Raw genomic sequence first — 16,557 nt, 5'->3', positions numbered from 1 at the left:
AGCGTTCGACGGCTCCTCCGTCCGTGGCTTCCAGTCCATCGACGAGTCGGACATGCTGTTGCTCCCCGACTTCAGCACCGCTCGGCTGGACCCGTTCCGCCAGGCCAAGACGCTGAACCTCAACTTCTTCGTGCACGACCCGTTCACCCGGGAGGCCTACAGCCGCGACCCGCGTAACGTCGCGCGCAAGGCGGAGGAGTACCTGAAGAGCACCGGCATCGCCGACACCGCCTACTTCGGTGCCGAGGCCGAGTTCTACATCTTCGACTCCATCCGTTACGACTCGGGCATGAACGGCGCCTTCTACGAGATCGAGTCGATCTCGGGCTCCTGGAACACCGGCGCGGAGTTCAACCCGGACGGCACCCTGAACCGCGGCTACAAGGTCCGTAACAAGGGCGGTTACTTCCCGGTCGCCCCGTACGACCACTACGTCGACCTGCGCGACAAGATCTCGACCAACCTGCAGAACGCGGGCTTCGAACTCGAGCGTGGCCACCACGAGGTCGGCACCGCCGGTCAGGCCGAGATCAACTACAAGTTCGGCACCCTGCTCGGCGCGGCCGACGACCTGCAGCTGTTCAAGTACATCGTGAAGAACACCGCGTGGGCCGAGGGCAAGACCGTCACCTTCATGCCGAAGCCGCTCTTCGGCGACAACGGCTCGGGCATGCACGTGCACCAGTCGCTGTGGAAGGACGGCAAGCCGCTGTTCCACGACGAGGCCGGCTACGCGGGCCTGTCGGATCTGGCGCGCCACTACATCGGCGGCATCCTGCACCACGCCCCCTCGCTGCTGGCGTTCACCAACCCGACCGTGAACTCCTACCACCGCCTGGTCCCGGGCTACGAGGCCCCGATCAACCTGGTGTACTCGCAGCGCAACCGCTCCGCCGCGGTCCGCATCCCGGTCACCGGCAACAACCCGAAGGCCAAGCGCATCGAGTTCCGTGCGCCCGACTCCTCGGGTAACCCGTACCTGGCCTTCGCCGCCATGATGATGGCCGGCCTGGACGGCATCAAGAAGAAGATCGAGCCGAAGGCCCCGGTCGACAAGGACCTCTACGAGCTCCCGCCGGAGGAGGCCAAGGGCATCCCGCAGGCCCCCACCAGCCTGGCTTCGGTCATCGACCGCCTCGAGGCCGACCACGACTACCTCACCGAAGGTAACGTGTTCACCCCGGACCTGATCGAGACCTGGATCAACCTCAAGCGTGAAAACGAAATCGCGCCCGTGAACCTGCGTCCGCACCCGTACGAATTCGAGCTCTACTTCGACGTGTAAGTCGTTGTAAGGCAAGGAGCCCCATCCGTTTCGGCGGATGGGGCTCCGTCGTTTCTCGGGGAGCTCTTGGCTCGCGGCCCTGGTTATGGTGGGCATACCGGTTCGGTCACAGGGAAATTCGGAACCGGGAGTGCTGAGGGGGTAGATGAGCGAAGTTTCGGTAGAGCCGGAGAAGTTGCGGACGCACGCCGCGAATGTGGAGAAAGTCGGCCGATCCCTGTCGCAGGCACTGGAGGCGGCACAGGCGGTATCACTTCCCACGGACGCGTTCGGAAAGCTGTGTGCCTTCCTCCCACCACTATTCGTCGATTCGGTGGAGACCGGCGGCGTCGACGCGATCGAATCGGCGCAAACCGCGTTGGGGGAGGACGCGGGCAAGCTCCGCGGCGTCGCCGACAGCTTCGAAACCGTCGACGCCTCGCGGGCCGCACAGTTGAAGGCGGTCACCCCCTGACGGGGCCTCGAATTGACCGAGACCTCATCGAACCCGCTGATCGCGCAGCGGGAGGATTCGACGCAATGGTATTCGGGTGTCTCGGTTTTCGAGACGGTCTCGGACCTGCACTCGGCGATTTCGTCGGGATCGTGGATCGATGGGGCCTCGGGGTCCTCGGCGTGGGGATGGAAGCGGTATCCCTGGTAATCGACCCGATCGGCACGATCGCCTCCTACGGTGTCGGCTTCCTGATCGAGCGGTTTCCCAGTTCGAAGCTGCGGATGTACATGTCGAAGAAGTCGCTGCCTTGGAGTCGCCGTAGGAAGATCGGAGCCGGGTAGCCGCGATGGTTGTGCCGGGCGCAGCGCCGACATTGTCGGGCGAAAATCGCTGGTTGTTCGGTGCATGCCACGAAAGATGGTGCCGCCGAAGGCCCTTTGGACGGCGGCGGAGGTTTCCGCGCGACGCCGCGCGATGAGTACCTGGCGGATTACGAGCAGCTCAACGGTCCTATCCCCCTGGAGGAACTACGAAGGGCGCGCGAGCAGTTCGATCGAGCGCGGTGGGAGGAGGTGATGTCGAAAACATAAGTGCCGTAGCCCGGCGGTAACAATCAGTATGCCGTGCAATCAATTTCGAGTAGGCATATACTGCTTCGGCACTGCTGCAATCTATCTCGGGTTTCGCTGGCGAGGGGCCGTTTAGCGCCGAAGGAACAGTCTGAATCTCATTGAGCGGCACGGGAATACCGGTGAGTGGGGTAACGGCGGCGGAATCGGTGGGAAGCGGCGCACGAGGGGTGGGGTGGGTTCTACTGTCCCGCGCCATGAGGATTTCACTTGTTTCACTTATAGGTGCTGCTGGGGCGGCTTTGGCGTTGACTGCCACGGGGGTGCAGCCTTCGGCGGTGGCTGAGCCGAGTGTTGCGGCGGTCGGCGGGAAGATCGATTTGCAGGGGGCGGTCAATGTTCGGGATATCGGGGGGTATCGGACTTATGACGGGGCGAAGGTCAAGGCGGGAAAGGTTATTCGGTCTGACTCGCTGGAGAAGTTGACGGACTCCGATGTGCAGAAGCTGGGAACCCTGAATCTCAAAGCCGTTATTGATCTGCGGACACCGGCGGAGGTTCAGTTCGCGGGGGCCGACAAGGTGCCTGCGGGGGTGCAGAAGGTGGCGCGGCCGATTGATGACACCGGGTTGTTCCAGCAGATGTTGGCGGCGATTCAGTCTCGGGATCCGCAGAAGCAGGAGGAGCTGCTCGGGAACGGGAAGGCCGAGGAGATCATGGCGAATGTGTATCGGAGCTTCTTCACCGATGATTCACGGGCGAAGTTCGGGCAGACGATTCGGGATCTGGCGGCGGCCGATCGGGCGACGCTGTACCACTGCACCTCGGGTAAGGATCGGACTGGCTGGCTGACGTATGTGGTGTTGCGGGCCGTCGGGGTGCCTGAACAGACTGCGCGGCAGGATTATCTGCTGTCGAATCAGTATCGGGCCGCGGCGGATGCCAAGTTGCGCGAGCAGGTGAAGCAGGCGGGGCTGATGCAGAATCCCGATCTGCTGATTCCGCTGCAAGTGGTCAGCGACGAGTATCTGGATACCGCGATCGCTGCGATGGAGCAGGCCTATGGCGATTTCGGGAAGTTCCTGACGCAGGGCTTGGGCCTCGACGGTGGCACTCTCGTGCAACTTCGGAAGAACCTGGTGAGCTAACGAGAACGGTTCGGGCCCATTCCTTTCCGAAGGGGCGGGCCCGAACCTGCGAGCCGTCGCACAAGCAGTCACGATCGCGCACTCCACTCCACTCCACTCCCCATACCCACTGCACACGATGTGTCTCACGACCATCCTGGCAACGGACGAATAGCCTGTGCGAACTCCGCACACTCTGTGCGACAGCAGAAGTTCAGATCGGGAGCACCATCTCGACGAGTTCCCATAGTGACACGCCTCCGGTGCCGAAAGCTGTGACCAACGCGTACGCGATAAGAGCGTCCTCCACGGTGGGCTGGCGAACAGTTACCCCGGGATCGCGCACGGTGAATGGCAATTCCCAGACGACCTCGATGTGGTGCGTCCCCGTCAACATGAATTCGCCGAGCACATGCTCGCCCCGATCCCGTTGCCCCACCACCAAGGTGCTGGAGTGCAGATCCGTCGGCATCAGCCGCAAAATCTTGCCATCGATCTCGGCGACCGCGCGATAGGTTTGCCGGTAGTAGAAATGTCCGCGCCCGACCGTCAACCTGATCGGGCGATCCTTGATCGATGCCCTCAGCCGCTTGGCATTTCGCGTACCGATGGGAACGCGCTGACGAGTGCGCGGACCGATCCGCTCGATGGTCACGGCCGTGGCATCGTCGAATACCGGTGTGGCGACCACTCTTTCGTCGGTCCGAGTGATCACGATCTTGCCGAAATGCTCGGTGTCGACGACGAAACGCTCTGGACTGCTCACCCGGCTCCTTCGACGCTAGCGAAACATCCTGCGGTGCTGGGTATCAGCCCGACTTCCTGGCCTGCTCGCGGACCGAACCGGCCAGCGCGTTCGGCATCGGTTCGTGCCGGATATACGAGCGCGTGAAATCACCCGCGCCATGTGAGATGGAGCGCAGATCTATTGCGTAACGGGTGAGTTCGAGTTCGGGCACCTCGGCGTGGATACGGGTGCGGCCGGTGCCGTGCGGTTCGGTGCCGAGGACGCGTCCGCGGCGTCCGGACAGATCGCTGAGTACCGGACCGACATAGTCGTCGGTTACCACCACCCATACTTCGGCGATCGGTTCGAGCAGGTCGATACCGGCGGCGGCCGCGGCCTCGCGCAACGCGAGCGCGCCCGCTGTCTGGAATGCGGCATCGGAGGAGTCGACCGAATGCGCCTTGCCGTCGAAGAGGGTCACGCGCATATCGACCAGCGGGTATCCGGCCGCCACTCCGCGCGTGGCCTGGGCGCGGACACCCTTCTCCACCGACGGAATGAATTGTCGCGGTACGACCCCGCCGACCACCCGGTCGACGAATTCGATGCCCGAACCGCCCGGCAGCGGTTCCACTTCGATCTCGCAGACCGCGTATTGTCCGTGCCCGCCCGACTGTTTGACGTGCCTGCCTTTGCCGGTCGCCTTGCCCGCGAACGTTTCTCGCAGCGCGACCTTGTGGTCGATCACGTCGACCTGCACGCCGAACCTGGTGCGCAACCGCTCCAGCGCGACATCGCGGTGCGCCTCGCCCAGACACCACAGCACGATCTGGTGGGTGTCGGGATTCTGTTCCAGCCGGATCGCGGGATCCTCGGCCGCCAGCCGAGCCAGGCCGCTGGAGAGCTTGTCCTCATCCGCCTTGCTGCGTGCCTGAATGGCGATGGGCAGCAGGGGATCCGGCATCTGCCATGGTTCGATCAGCAGCGGTGCGGCGGTGCCGGACAGGGTATCGCCGGTTTCCGCGTGGCTCAATTTGGTGACGTAGGCGATATCACCGGCGATGGCCTGGCCAAGTGGGCGCTGCTGTTTGCCGAACGGTGCGGTGATGGCGCCGATGCGCTCGTCCACATCGTGGCTTTCGTGGCCGCGGTCCTCCAAGCCGTGACCGCAGACATGCACGGTGTCGTCGGGTCGCAGCGTGCCGGAGAATACGCGGACCAGCGAGACCCGGCCGACATATGGATCCGAGGCGGTGCGGATCACCTCAGCGGCCAACGTGCCGTCCGGATCGCAATGCAACGGTGTCGGCGCCGCGCCGTCGGAGGTGTTGACCGCCGAGACCGCATGTTCCGAGGGTGTGGGAAATCCGCCGGTGATCAGCTCCAGCAGTTCGATGGTGCCCAGGCCTTGTTTGGCTCCTTCCGGGGCGGGCGCGCCGAACAGCACGGGATGGAAGCTGCCCCGGGCGACCGCGCGTTCGAGGTCCTCGACCAGCGCGGCCAGCTCGATCTCCTCGCCGCCGAGATAGCGCTCCATCAGGGTTTCGTCTTCGCTCTCGGCGATGATGCCCTCGATCAGCCGGTTGCGCGCCTCCTCGAGCAGCGGCAGCTGATCGGTGGACGGTTCGCACTGGACCTCCTCGCCGGAGGAGTAGTCCGCGATGCAGTGCGGCAGCAGTTCGACCAGTCCGGTCACCGGGCGATGACCGTCCGGACTCTTCGGTCCGTACACCGGAAGATGCAGCGGCAGAATGTTTTCCGAGGAACCGCCGCCGAGTACCTGTCGACAGGTCTCGGTCATCTCATCGAATTCGGCGCGTGCGGTGTCGAGGTGGGTGATCACGATGGCCCGCGGCATCCCGACCGCCGCGCACTCCTCCCACAGCGCGCGGGTCGCACCGCTCACGGCCTCGGCGCCCTCGGCCGCCGAGATGACGAACAGGGCCGCATCCGCCGCGCGCAGACCCGCGCGCAGCTCGCCGACGAAATCGGCGTATCCGGGGGTATCCAGCAGATTGATCTTTATCCCGTGCCACACCATCGGCACCACCGACAGCTGCACCGATCGGTGCTGGCGGTGTTCGATCTCGTCGTAATCCGATAGCGACGTCCCGTCCTCCACCCGGCCCGCGCGATTCACCGCGCCCGCCGTGAGCGCCAACGCCTCCACCAACGTGGTCTTACCCGACCCGCTGTGCCCGACCAGCACTACATTCCGGATGTCCTCCGGTCGCTGCGCCGTCACACCTCTACCGTTGGTCCCTGCGGACGCACTCGCTTTCTCGACCATGTGTCTCGCTTTCTCGGTCGACACTTACGGTCCTTCGAGCTTCCCACCAGCGGTCGCATCGCGTGCACGGATCGGGCGATCCGATGTGTTCATTTGCGTTTGGGTTGGCGTGTACATGGGGTTCAGGATCCGGTCAGACGGGTCCCGGGGCTATGTGTGTGATGGGACGGTCCGGTCGGCTGTTGCGCGTAATCGGGATAACAACTCAGGGCGCGAGCCGTTCCAGCGAGTCAGGTCGACCGACCAGTCTGTGCAAGGTTGGTGCGTCCGGGGGTATTCGAAGATCAACGCTGGGTCCGGCCCCATGCCAACGAACCGCACTGCCCGCGGCGTGCCGGGCTCGATAGGCGGAACTGCTACGTTTGCGGATACCTGCGGAATCGACGCGGCTGGAAGATGATTGGGTGGTTGGGGCGGAATGTCTGAGGACACTGAAGAGTTGGCCGCGCGGATCAAGCAGATCAATGAGGCGACCGAACGGGTGCGGGGGCGAGCGCAGTCCGCCGACGGCAGTGTGTACATCGAAACCGATGCCCGCGGGGCGATTACGGATCTGCGACTCGCACCCCACGCGGCGGAGCATGGAATGAGCCGACTGGCCATGCTCATCGCTGATCGGCATCGAGTGGCGTATACGAACGCCGAAGCCGAAGCCCAGCAGATCTTCATGGAGCTATCGGCCGCGCCGCCGACGTACGTCCCGACGCATCGCCGCGGTGACAACGGCACTGGCCACGAATACGTCGTCTGAGGTCGCGGGATGTTCGAGATCGATCCTGGGCGAGTTCGCGAACTCGCAAACGGCGTGCGCGGACGCGCGACCACCCTCGCAGGCAAGGCACCGGTGGCCGTCCCGGCTCGCGATCAAGCCCGTGCCAGGGCGAAGGAATCGCTGGCACTGACCCGGGCCGAGGAGACGCTGAAGGCTCTCGATGAAGTACTGAAGTTCCATGCTGGTCGGTTCACCGGAATCGGGGATCTCGCGGAAAAGGCGGCGAACGAGTTCGAGGAGCTGGACAGACAGCGCGCTGTAGAGCTCGATCAGGCCGGGCCGCGATGAGTGAAACGGAGCCGCTGAAAATCTCGAAGGTTCTGGCGTGGAATCTCAACCCGGCTCGGGACTTGGTCGCAGCCCTCAATCGGGTCGCCGAGGAGGTCGAAGCCGAAGTCGAAGCTGCGGCCAGCGCGGTCGCGGGCTCGTATGAGTACTTCAACAGCGAGTCCGGCGAATCCGCTCGTCAGCGCGCCCAGGATGACCGCAAAGACGCGCTCACCACCGTCGATATCTACCAAGAACTGGCCGGAGTCATCAATTCCACGACCGCCGTTTTCGAAGGGATGATCCTGCTGATTCGCGCGGCGATCAAGGAGGTAGAGGACTCCGAATGGGATCTCTTCTACCTGGATGACGGCGAGGTGGGGTCGCGCAAGTCCAATTGGGAGTGGATGAAGAAGTACTGGTGGTCGCCGGGCACGGCTATCGCGCATAAGGAATTGGAGGAGGCCCGGCTGAGCGGTGGGCTGCGCGTCTGCTTGAACCGAATTCAGGAAGCGGACCTGATGGCAGAGGGGACGATTCAGGGTGTGCTCGAGAAGGTCCCGAATCCGGCCCGGCAGGCGCTCATCGCTATGCCCTCCGATACCGAGCTGGCGAAGATTCTGACCGATTATCAAACGGATGCCACCAAAGAAACCGTGGTGTGGCCGAGCGGCTGGCTCCTCGATATCGTCCGCAGCTGGGATCCGACCTTCAAAGCGGGGGCGATGCCGCGTGAGGAGGCCACCGCGCTGGAAAGCCTTGTCAGCAGGCACGGGGTCATCGGGCTCAAGGAGTTCTATGACATCAAAACGGAGGCGGAGCAGGCCGCCGAGGACCAATATTCTGGAGTGGATCCGAGATTCCAAAGACAGGTGTTTTCGGATGGTCATGGTGATGCGTTCCGGCACGCGTATTGGAATGCGCGGATGACTCAAGAATTCGGTGCGGAATGGACCCAGACTTATACGACAGCGCACGAAAAGACGGGCGGGAATCCGTCGGCACGCGAGGCGATGGATCTTTACAATAATGATCTTGGTCGTGAAATCGCACTCAATAACCCCGATGCGAGTCCGGAGCAGCTGCGGACCAAGATTTCTGAGGCCATTCAGGATGGGCATGCGGTCGTGCTCAAAACGCCGGACGGGCAATCTCAACCACAGATCACCTGGAGCAACCAAGTGCAGGTCGCGGCTACCGATCTCCAATCCGGGGTGGGGCTCCCGCTGCCGGGGAAGCAATGAGGACTGATATGAAGATCCAGTATCTTGCGCTCGTCGGGGTGGCGGTGTCGATGATGAGCGGATGTGGTTATCCGCCATCTGCCGAGGAAGTATGCGGTACGGATATTTTCGACTTCGGCAGGTGGGATGAACCATTGGGATCCGGTCAACGCCTCAAGGAGGAAATCGGCAAGGCCGCCGCCACCAACACCGCGACCACTCTCGGCGATATCGCTCGTGTCGCTGGGTGGTCTGACAGTTGGGACCGAATGATCACGGTCTACGCGGATGAGACGGTCGATGAACTGAATAAGCGGGCACAGATCGACCGGCCCGCACCCTGCTGGCGGAGCCTTCCCTACAGCCCGAACTCCGACGGCCCAACGACGGGCTACTACCTCTTCCTCTCAAACGGAAGACGCGTTCAGGCCGTGCAATGGGATACCCTTACCCAGCCTCCGCTGAATCCGCACTTTCTGCCATCACTTACGCCGCTATCCGCGCTGGTTGTGGACGGAAAGGGTGATCTCGTACCCTCCGGATGACGGCTGCCATTTGCGAGGAATGGCCCGATATCGGGTATTCCCGTATTTATGCGCAGGCCCATGCTTATGGCACGTCCATGGATCGAGCGATCCGATGGCATTGGATTGGGCGCCGCGCCCGGTGTCGGGTCTGGCAGAGCCCGGTTCCTGCATTGCCACAGTGTTCCTGTCCGAGGCCGCTCATTGTCGATCTCAAATCAGCTCTTTGAACTATCCGCCGCAGGTAGACATCATGCGAGCACGGGACAGGTCCCCGCATTCTCCGTTGCCCTTACCTCACGCACGAAACAGGCGCACAATGATTGCGGTACACCGGTTTCAGGGTTTGTGATCGGCGGGTTGCTGGATGCCTGCCGACAGCATCCGGACGGGGCATCCGCCGTGATGGCTGCGTCCGCATACCGGGCGCGGCGCCTGGGTCTGCTGCTGGCATCGCGGCCGCGCTCCACACCGCACTCGGTGCCGGGCACCGCGAATGCTGCCGGTAGCGACTACGGCTGCCCCGCCAGTCCGGCGCCACCAATCGATAGGAAGCGCCATGTCAGAGCAGAACAAGGCCACCGCCAAGCGCATCTTCGACGCATGGAACGCGCGAGACCTCGATGTATTCGACGAGGTGATCGCCGCTGACTGCATCAACCACGATCCACAGAACCCGTTCGCCGAGGTCCATGGCCCCGACGGCTTCAAAAAGCTCGTGCAGATGTATCTCGCCGCGTTCTCGGATCAACGGTTCCTGGTCAACGAACAGATCGCCGAAGGCGATTTCGTCACTACCCGATGGACGGGCACAGGCACCAACGACGGCGAGATGATGGGCATGTCCCCGACAGGCAAATCAGCGGTCGTTCAGGGAATCACAATCAGTCGCTTCCAGGACGGCAAGATCATCGAAAACTGGGCATGCTGGGACACGCTCGGGATGATGCAGCAACTCGGTGTCGTCCAGGCGGCGCACTCTGCAACCACCTGACTCGCACCGTCTCCTCGCTGCTGTTGGTTGAAGTCAAGTGCGGCAGTGAAATTCGAGTGTGCGGTTGGGTCGCCCACTCCATGCATCTCGCCAGAAATCTGCGGCTCGTCCGCACGGCGCTCTTGACCCGTCTCCGAGGGAGAAGACTCGACTCGATTCCGCAGGGGGATCCGGCCTTCTCGCAACCGATAACACCGACCCGGCGGCGTTGAGGATCGCCGTGGCCGTGGCCCTGTCGATTCCTGCTGAGCCGAAGCCGCAAGCGGGCACGCCGGAGTTGCGCGGGTCAGCTGCCGAAGAGAGGGCCGCACTCGCCTCTTGCGACGCGGTGCCTTGGTGGGCAGTGGCCTCGTAGCTGGGATTTCGCGCCCCAAGCGGCGGCGACCATGTCGTGTGTCGCACCGTCGCGACACTCGTGTCTGTCGCCGCCACGCCGGTGTAGTGACACCTTTTGTCGCCAAAACCACACTCTTACGGTGCCTTTCGAATTCTCGTCAGGCGGTCGCGCTGAATACCGTTGGTGGGTCGACTGCGCGGACGAGAGGGAGGGTGACCTCGATGCTGGTTGTCAACGAACGGGCGGCGGTTACGCGATCCGAGCAGTGCGTGCTCGACTGGATGCGAACGTGGACCGGTCAATATGTCATTGTGGGGCTTGCTATTTCGGGATGGCACCGGCCCGACCGCGACTCCGAGGAGACTGTGCGGGAGGCGGGCCTGGTGGTGTTCACACCACGCGCGATGGTCGTGATCGAAGCCGAGGAGGCCGCCGCCGAGGTGGCTACCGGGGTTTCGGGCCAGGCCGACGGGCGTTCGCGGCTCCTCCAGTTCCAGGGCGATCCGGTTCCTGCCCGCGATTGCGATACCAGTCCGTTCGACCGAGTGACGAGCCATGTGCTCGATCTCGAGGAGTTGGTGCGCAAGCGGCATCCGGACGCCTTCATCGACGGATTGGTCGTGGTTGTGCCGCCTCGGGACGCGTCGGTCATGCTCGATATCGAGGCGTCCGAGCATGGGAACTGTGTGGTCCTCGGGTCGTCGGCCGGGCTGCGGGCTTGGTTTCATCGGACCGCGAATCGGAAGCTGATCTGGACCGCGGAGCAGGTGCATGCGCTACTCGGCGAGCTTCACCTGTCGCACGTGGTCACGGTCGAGAATCTCGCGGCCGAGGGATTTCCGTCGGAGTCGGGACGTCGTATGCGTTCGGAATCCAGGGCGCTGGTCGGCGCCGCCCGCGCATCTGCTCCGCTCGCTGCTATCTCTGCTTCAGTCGACAGTTCGAGTGTGGCTGCCGGACGGCCGCATGCGGATGGGCTCTCCGAACCACGGTTCGAGTCGGCACTGGCGCGGCCTTCCGATATCACCGAAGTCCTTGTCGACGATCATTCGACGACGGCGGACAACTCGACGGCGCTGGTCGAAGCGGTATCACTGTCGAAGCACGATGGGCCGCAGTCTGTTTCGACCGCGATAGTAGATAGGGGGACCGTATCCACCGGACCGCAGCCCTTGTCGGCGCCTCCCACGGCTCCGTACCCGCCATGGCTCTCGGCCGATATCGCCAGGGCTCAGGCGAGGGGTGCGCAACGCTCGCGGCTTGCGGTTCGCTCGGATGCGGGGGGTTCGCACGTATCCGTGCTACCGGCAGAGCCGGAACCGATCGCCGCTGTCGATGCCGATCAGGCGCAGTCGGCACCGCCAGCGTCGTCGCCCTACGCCGACGAGTGGTCGTCGTGGGTCGACTCCGACCCGCAAGCGATACCGACTCCACCACAAACCGAGCCGGAACCCCTGCGGGCGCCAACCCCGCCCGCCGCCGAGCGGTCGAACCAGGATTCGGCTCGCCGACGGGTGCCCGCAGTACGCACGCGTACTTCGGCCGCAGTGGCGAAAGGACTCGAGCTCATTCCCGGCCTCCCGCAACACCTCGCGACATTGCTGATCGCCGCGGTCGTCGTCGGCACGATCTGGATCCTGGTTTCCGCGGGCGTGAACCAGCGCGGGAGCGGCGTGCAGCCGCACCTCGTGCCGAATACCGAGACGGTTGCGCCGCCGGAGCTACCGGCTCCGGCTCGGCAGGCTGAACCGCAGTGCTTTCCGTTCCAGCCGGGATGTTGATCGACTAGCCGCCGAAGCGGGCCAACACGGAGCTGGCCTCCTGTGAAGCGGTGCCCTCCGCTGCGAGATGCGCCATGGCAGGCGAGATTTCGCGGCCGTGGTGGGCCATTGCCTGGGCGTAGAGGCGGCCCGCGCGGTACGAGGAGCGGACCAGCGGCCCGGCCATGACACCGGCGAACCCGATTTCCTCGGCCATGCGCGAGTGCTCGACGAATTCCTCCGGCTTGACCCAGCGGTCCACCGGATGGTGGCGCGGCGAGGGCCGCAGGTACTGGGTGATGGTGAGGATGTCACAACCGGCCTCGTGCAGGTCGCGCATTGCCTGGGTGACTTCCTCGGGGGTTTCGCCCATGCCGAGGATCAGGTTCGACTTGGTGACCAGGCCGTCTTCCCGGGCGGCGGTCAGCACGGCGAGGGAGCGCTCGTAGCGGAACGCCGGGCGGATCCGCTTGAAGATGCGCGGCACCGTCTCCAGGTTGTGCGCGAGCACCTCAGGGCGTGACGAGAAGACCTCGGCCAACTGCTCGGGGACCGCGTTGAAGTCCGGGATGAGCAGTTCGACGCCGGTGTTCGGGTTCAAAGTCTTGATGGCGCGGACGGTTTCGGCGTAGAGCCAGGCGCCACCGTCCTCGAGATCGTCGCGTGCGACGCCGGTGATGGTGGAATAGCGCAGGCCCATCGCCTGGACGCTTTCGGCGACCCGGCGCGGCTCGTCGCGATCGAGTGCGGCGGGTTTGCCGGTGTCGATCTGGCAGAAGTCGCAACGGCGGGTGCACTGTTCGCCGCCGATGAGGAAGGTGGCCTCACGGTCTTCCCAGCATTCGAAGATGTTGGGACAACCCGCCTCCTCGCACACCGTGTGCAGGCCTTCGCGTTTCACCAGGCCCTTGAGTTCGGTGTACTCGGGGCCCATCTTGGCTCGGGTCCGAATCCATTGAGGCTTGCGCTCGATCGGGGTCTCCGCGTTGCGCGCCTCGATGCGTAGCAGTTTGCGTCCTGCCGGTGCTGAAGCTGAGGTCACTCGATCGACCTTACGCCTGCCGTGCGCCGCCGTCGGATGCAGTCCGTCACTGTTCCGGGCAACGCGACAGCTGCCGACTCATTCGGCTTTCGCGGACTCCACGGCCGGTGCGGTGCGGACGATGTCGCGTGCGGTCACCGGGAGTTCGCCATTGAGCGCGCGGGTGATCGCATCGGCGACGAGCGGCTTGACTTCGGCCACCGTGACCTCGCGACCGAGTTCGCGCGTCAGCGTGGTGACACCGGCGTCGCGGATGCCGCACGGGACGATCGCCTGGAAGCCGTCCAGCGCGGAATTGCAGTTGAGCGAGATGCCGTGCAGCGCAACGCCCTGCTGCACCCGCACGCCGATCTGGGCGACCTTGCGCTCGGAGTAGAGCTCGGTCGCGGCCAGCCAGACACCGGAGCGGCCCTCGACTCGCCCGCAATCCAGGCCGAGACCGGTGCAGACGGTGATCAGCGCTTCTTCCAGCCTGCGCACGTAGTGCACGACATCCACCGGCTCGGCCAGCCGCACGATCGGGTAGCCGACCAGCTGGCCCGGACCGTGCCAGGTGATCTTGCCGCCGCGATCGACCTGCACCACCGGGCTGCCGTCGATCGGCAGATCCTCGGCCTCGGTGCGGCGACCAGCGGTGTAGACCGACGGGTGCTCCAGCAGGAGCAGATGGTCGGAGCCCTCCCCGGCGGCCCGCTGCGCGGCGATCGACCGCTGCATCTCCCAGGCGCTGTGGTAATCGATGAGTCCGAGATCCTCGACCACGATCGGGGTCGTATCGAATCTGGCGGACCAGGTGGTGCGCGTGTCGTTCACGTCCTCGACGGTACGCCGAGTGTGTCGATTCGATAAACCAACCCGATGTGGGCGATGCCACAGGGTTGCCAGGTTTGGCATCGGTGCAAGTGGGTGCGCACGCCCGTGCGGCTCAGTCGCCCTCGATCGGCAGGGTCAGCTGCATCAGCGTCAGATCCATCCAGCGACCGAATTTGCGGCCCACTTCCGGCAGTTCCCCGACCGTGCGGAAATCGAATCGCTCGTGCAGGGCGATCGAACCGGTATTGCCGGATTCGATGGCGGCGACCATGGCGTGCACGGTACCCGCCCGGCGGGCACGCTCGATCAGCGCGGTGAGCAGGGCACTCGCAATTCCGCGGCGGTGGAAACGCTCGGCGACGTAGACCGAATTCTCCACCGTGAAGCGGTAACCCGATCGGGTCCGCCATGGGCCGTAGCTGGCGTAACCGGCGACCTCGCCGCCGATATCGGCGACCAGAATCGGCAGCCCGGCGGCGGTGCGGTCGCGGAACCAGGCGTGCCGATCGTCGAGATCGACCTGCTCGTGATCCCAGATGGCGGTGGAAGTGGCGATATTCGCATTGTGGATGACCAGGATCTCGGGCAGATCGCCCGCGCGCGCGTCACGGATGACGGTGGCGGGTCGGGTGTCCAGCTCGGTCATCGATCTACTCCATGGGGTCTTCGGATGCGGAGTCAGCGGTCGTCGTCGCGGCCGAGGGCGGCCGCCAGCGCCGCACCGATCGTCTGGTGCTGGAACGGATACCCCGCCTCCTCCAGCACCGTTGGAATCGCGCGCGGCCCGTTCAGGATCGCCTCTTCGGCGAATTCGCCGATCAGCGCGCGTAATGCGAACGCGGGCACCACGAATGGGGCCGGCCGGTGTAGCACACGGCCGAGTGCCCGATTGAATTCGGCATTGGTGACCGGTGCCGGGCCGACGGAATTGATCGGCCCGGCAATGCTGTCGTGGGTGAGCGCGAAGATGATCGCGCCGATCTCGTCGGCCATCGAGATCCACGGCGTGTACTGCCGTCCATTGCCGAGCCGCCCGCCGAGGCCGAGCGAATACAGCGGCTGCAGCATGCTGAGCATGCCACCGTGATGGGACAGCACCACGGCACTGCGTAGCAGCACCGTGCGCACGCCCGCGTCGACGGCGGGTTTGGTCGCTGCCTCCCAATCCCGGCAGAGAGTGGCGAGGAAACCCGTTCCCGCGGGGGCGGTTTCATCGACCACGCGGTTGCCGGTGGCGCCGCCGTAGTAGTGCACGCCGCTGGCATTCACCAGCACCGGCACACCAGCGGCGGCGACCGCATTGGCCAGGACATCGGTCGGGGTGAGCCGACTGTCGCGCAGCTCCTGTTTGTAGCTGCCGTTCCAGCGCCGTCGTCCGATGCTCGCCCCGCAGAGGTTGACCAGTGCGTCGGCGCCCCGCAGGGCCCGCTCGTCCAGATCGGCGCGAGCGGGATCCCAGCGGTATTCGTCCGGCGCGTTCGGGGAGCGGCGTACCAATCTGGCGACTTCGTGCCCCTCGCGGCGCAGCGCCGCGACGAGTGCCGTCCCGATCAGCCCGGACGAACCGGCGATCACCACTTTCATACGCGACAGACGACCCTTTCCGACTACAGACCGAGGTCCGCCTCGAACGCCGCTTCCTCGAGCCGGTGCCGGATCGTGGTCAGGAAGCGACCGGCGTCGGCACCGTCGATGAGGCGGTGATCGTAGGTGAGTGGCAGGTAGCACATGGACCGAACGCCGATGGACTCGTTGCCGGTCTCATCGGTGACCACCACCGGACGCTTGACGATCGCACCCGTGCCGAGCATGCCCGCCTGCGGCGGAACCAGGATCGGGGTGTCGAACAACGCGCCCTGGCTGCCGATATTGGTGATGGTGAAGGTGCCACCGGCCAGCTCGTCCGGCTTGAGGCCGCCGGTGCGGGCGCGGTTGGCGATATCGGCGATGGCGCGGGCCAGTCCGGCCAGCGACAGGTCGCTGGCGTTGTGGATCACCGGGGACAGCAGACCCTGCTCGGTGTCGACGGCGATGCCGAGGTGCACCGAGGCGTGGTAGGTGATCTCCTTGGTGGCCTCGTCGTAGCTGGCGTTCACATTCGGGTGCACGCCGAGCGCCTCGACGACCGCCTTGGCGAAGAACGGCAGGAACGTCAGGTTGACGCCCTCGCGGTCCTTGAACGCGGCCTTGGCCTGGCTGCGCAGCGCCGCGATCTTGGTGACATCCGCCTCGTGCACCTGGGTCAGCTGCGCGGTGGTCTGCAGCGATTCCCGGGTCTTGGTCGCGGTGATCTGGCGGATGCGGCTCGCCTTCTGCACGGTGCCGCGCAGGTGCGCCAGCTGCGACGGGGCCGCGGGCGCGGGTGCCTTCGCGGCCGGTGCGGCCGCCGCG

Annotated in this window: 17 protein-coding genes; 10 read left to right on the top strand and 7 right to left on the bottom strand. The window is 64.8% G+C overall.

Annotated elements, in window-relative coordinates:
* The 4 genes from glnA to NP3_RS42260 all read left to right on the top strand — a co-directional run.
* The coding region (gene glnA / locus NP3_RS42280; RefSeq protein ID WP_063047319.1) for a type I glutamate--ammonia ligase at positions 1-1,285 on the top strand (1,285 nt) is incomplete at its 5' end.
* A gap of 145 nt (positions 1,286-1,430) precedes the next feature.
* The gene (locus NP3_RS42275) at positions 1,431-1,739 is read left to right on the top strand and encodes a type VII secretion target (protein ID WP_063047318.1); all 309 of its coding nucleotides are present in this window, start codon (positions 1,431-1,433) and stop codon (positions 1,737-1,739) included.
* A 65-nt stretch (positions 1,740-1,804) separates the two neighbouring features.
* The gene (locus NP3_RS42270) at positions 1,805-2,062 is read left to right on the top strand and encodes a hypothetical protein (protein WP_063047317.1); all 258 of its coding nucleotides are present in this window, start codon (positions 1,805-1,807) and stop codon (positions 2,060-2,062) included.
* Between the two features lie 566 nt (positions 2,063-2,628).
* The gene (locus tag NP3_RS42260) at positions 2,629-3,438 is read left to right on the top strand and encodes a tyrosine-protein phosphatase (RefSeq protein ID WP_245721346.1); all 810 of its coding nucleotides are present in this window, start codon (positions 2,629-2,631) and stop codon (positions 3,436-3,438) included.
* Positions 3,439-3,631: 193 nt separating this feature from the next.
* On the opposite strand, the gene NP3_RS42255 is transcribed toward NP3_RS42260, so the two are convergent.
* Positions 3,632-4,183 carry a hypothetical protein gene (locus tag NP3_RS42255; protein ID WP_063047315.1) on the bottom strand — a complete coding sequence of 184 codons (552 nt, stop codon included), beginning with the start codon at positions 4,181-4,183 and terminating at the stop codon, positions 3,632-3,634.
* Positions 4,184-4,226: 43 nt separating this feature from the next.
* Positions 4,227-6,434: an elongation factor G-like protein EF-G2 gene (locus tag NP3_RS42250; protein WP_063047314.1), complete on the bottom strand. Its 2,208-nt coding sequence runs from the start codon at positions 6,432-6,434 to the stop codon at positions 4,227-4,229.
* 418 nt (positions 6,435-6,852) lie between these two features.
* Here NP3_RS42250 and NP3_RS42245 point away from each other — a divergent pair, with 418 nt between their 5' ends.
* From NP3_RS42245 to NP3_RS42220, 6 genes are all read left to right on the top strand, one after another.
* Entirely contained in the window at positions 6,853-7,185 is a 333-nt protein-coding gene (locus tag NP3_RS42245) for a YbaB/EbfC family nucleoid-associated protein (protein ID WP_063047313.1), read from the top strand.
* Between the two features lie 9 nt (positions 7,186-7,194).
* Positions 7,195-7,494: a hypothetical protein gene (locus NP3_RS42240; protein WP_063047312.1), complete on the top strand. Its 300-nt coding sequence runs from the start codon at positions 7,195-7,197 to the stop codon at positions 7,492-7,494.
* Positions 7,491-8,717, top strand: coding sequence for a DUF6973 domain-containing protein (locus NP3_RS42235; protein ID WP_063047311.1), 1,227 nt, complete (start codon positions 7,491-7,493; stop codon positions 8,715-8,717). The genes NP3_RS42240 and NP3_RS42235 overlap by 4 nt, the downstream gene beginning before the upstream one ends.
* Before the next feature lie 8 nt (positions 8,718-8,725).
* Positions 8,726-9,241 (top strand): hypothetical protein, encoded by a 516-nt coding sequence (locus NP3_RS42230; RefSeq protein WP_063047310.1) that lies wholly within the window; start codon positions 8,726-8,728, stop codon positions 9,239-9,241.
* A 475-nt stretch (positions 9,242-9,716) separates the two neighbouring features.
* Positions 9,717-10,214, top strand: a complete 498-nt coding sequence (locus tag NP3_RS42225; RefSeq protein WP_084509633.1) for an ester cyclase — start codon at positions 9,717-9,719, stop codon at positions 10,212-10,214.
* A 558-nt stretch (positions 10,215-10,772) separates the two neighbouring features.
* A complete protein-coding gene (locus NP3_RS42220) occupies positions 10,773-12,332 on the top strand; it encodes a hypothetical protein (protein WP_157124914.1) in 1,560 nt (519 codons plus the stop codon).
* A 4-nt stretch (positions 12,333-12,336) separates the two neighbouring features.
* Here the strand turns inward: NP3_RS42220 and lipA are convergent, their stop codons facing one another.
* From lipA to sucB, 5 genes are all read right to left on the bottom strand, one after another.
* Positions 12,337-13,353 carry a lipoyl synthase gene (lipA, locus tag NP3_RS42215; protein WP_063047307.1) on the bottom strand — a complete coding sequence of 339 codons (1,017 nt, stop codon included), beginning with the start codon at positions 13,351-13,353 and terminating at the stop codon, positions 12,337-12,339.
* A gap of 78 nt (positions 13,354-13,431) precedes the next feature.
* Positions 13,432-14,166, bottom strand: coding sequence for a lipoyl(octanoyl) transferase LipB (lipB, locus tag NP3_RS42210; RefSeq protein ID WP_063047306.1), 735 nt, complete (start codon positions 14,164-14,166; stop codon positions 13,432-13,434).
* 112 nt (positions 14,167-14,278) lie between these two features.
* On the bottom strand, positions 14,279-14,812 hold the full coding sequence (locus tag NP3_RS42205) for a GNAT family N-acetyltransferase (protein ID WP_063047305.1): 534 nt from the start codon (positions 14,810-14,812) through the stop codon (positions 14,279-14,281).
* A gap of 32 nt (positions 14,813-14,844) precedes the next feature.
* The gene (locus NP3_RS42200) at positions 14,845-15,750 is read right to left on the bottom strand and encodes a TIGR01777 family oxidoreductase (RefSeq protein WP_063047304.1); all 906 of its coding nucleotides are present in this window, start codon (positions 15,748-15,750) and stop codon (positions 14,845-14,847) included.
* 23 nt (positions 15,751-15,773) lie between these two features.
* The coding region (gene sucB / locus NP3_RS42195; RefSeq protein ID WP_063825060.1) for a 2-oxoglutarate dehydrogenase, E2 component, dihydrolipoamide succinyltransferase at positions 15,774-16,557 on the bottom strand (784 nt) is incomplete at its 5' end.

This window comes from Nocardia pseudovaccinii NBRC 100343 (genome assembly GCF_001613225.1).
Classification (GTDB): Bacteria; Actinomycetota; Actinomycetes; order Mycobacteriales; family Mycobacteriaceae; genus Nocardia; species Nocardia pseudovaccinii.
This window is presented reverse-complemented; position numbering and strand designations above follow the sequence as displayed.

What these genes read in the sequence shown, in the direction of transcription:
- NP3_RS42275 (WP_063047318.1), top strand. Translation starts at nt 1,431, where the DNA reads ATGAGCGAAGTTTCGGTAGAGCCGGAGAAGTTGCGGACGCACGCCGCG.
- NP3_RS42270 (WP_063047317.1), top strand. Translation starts at nt 1,805, where the DNA reads ATGGTATTCGGGTGTCTCGGTTTTCGAGACGGTCTCGGACCTGCACTC.
- NP3_RS42250 (WP_063047314.1), bottom strand. Translation starts at nt 6,434, where the DNA reads ATGGTCGAGAAAGCGAGTGCGTCCGCAGGGACCAACGGTAGAGGTGTG.
- NP3_RS42245 (WP_063047313.1), top strand. Translation starts at nt 6,853, where the DNA reads ATGTCTGAGGACACTGAAGAGTTGGCCGCGCGGATCAAGCAGATCAAT.
- NP3_RS42240 (WP_063047312.1), top strand. Translation starts at nt 7,195, where the DNA reads ATGTTCGAGATCGATCCTGGGCGAGTTCGCGAACTCGCAAACGGCGTG.
- NP3_RS42235 (WP_063047311.1), top strand. Translation starts at nt 7,491, where the DNA reads ATGAGTGAAACGGAGCCGCTGAAAATCTCGAAGGTTCTGGCGTGGAAT.
- NP3_RS42230 (WP_063047310.1), top strand. Translation starts at nt 8,726, where the DNA reads ATGAAGATCCAGTATCTTGCGCTCGTCGGGGTGGCGGTGTCGATGATG.
- NP3_RS42225 (WP_084509633.1), top strand. Translation starts at nt 9,717, where the DNA reads ATGCTGCCGGTAGCGACTACGGCTGCCCCGCCAGTCCGGCGCCACCAA.
- NP3_RS42220 (WP_157124914.1), top strand. Translation starts at nt 10,773, where the DNA reads ATGCTGGTTGTCAACGAACGGGCGGCGGTTACGCGATCCGAGCAGTGC.
- NP3_RS42205 (WP_063047305.1), bottom strand. Translation starts at nt 14,812, where the DNA reads ATGACCGAGCTGGACACCCGACCCGCCACCGTCATCCGTGACGCGCGC.
- NP3_RS42200 (WP_063047304.1), bottom strand. Translation starts at nt 15,750, where the DNA reads ATGAAAGTGGTGATCGCCGGTTCGTCCGGGCTGATCGGGACGGCACTC.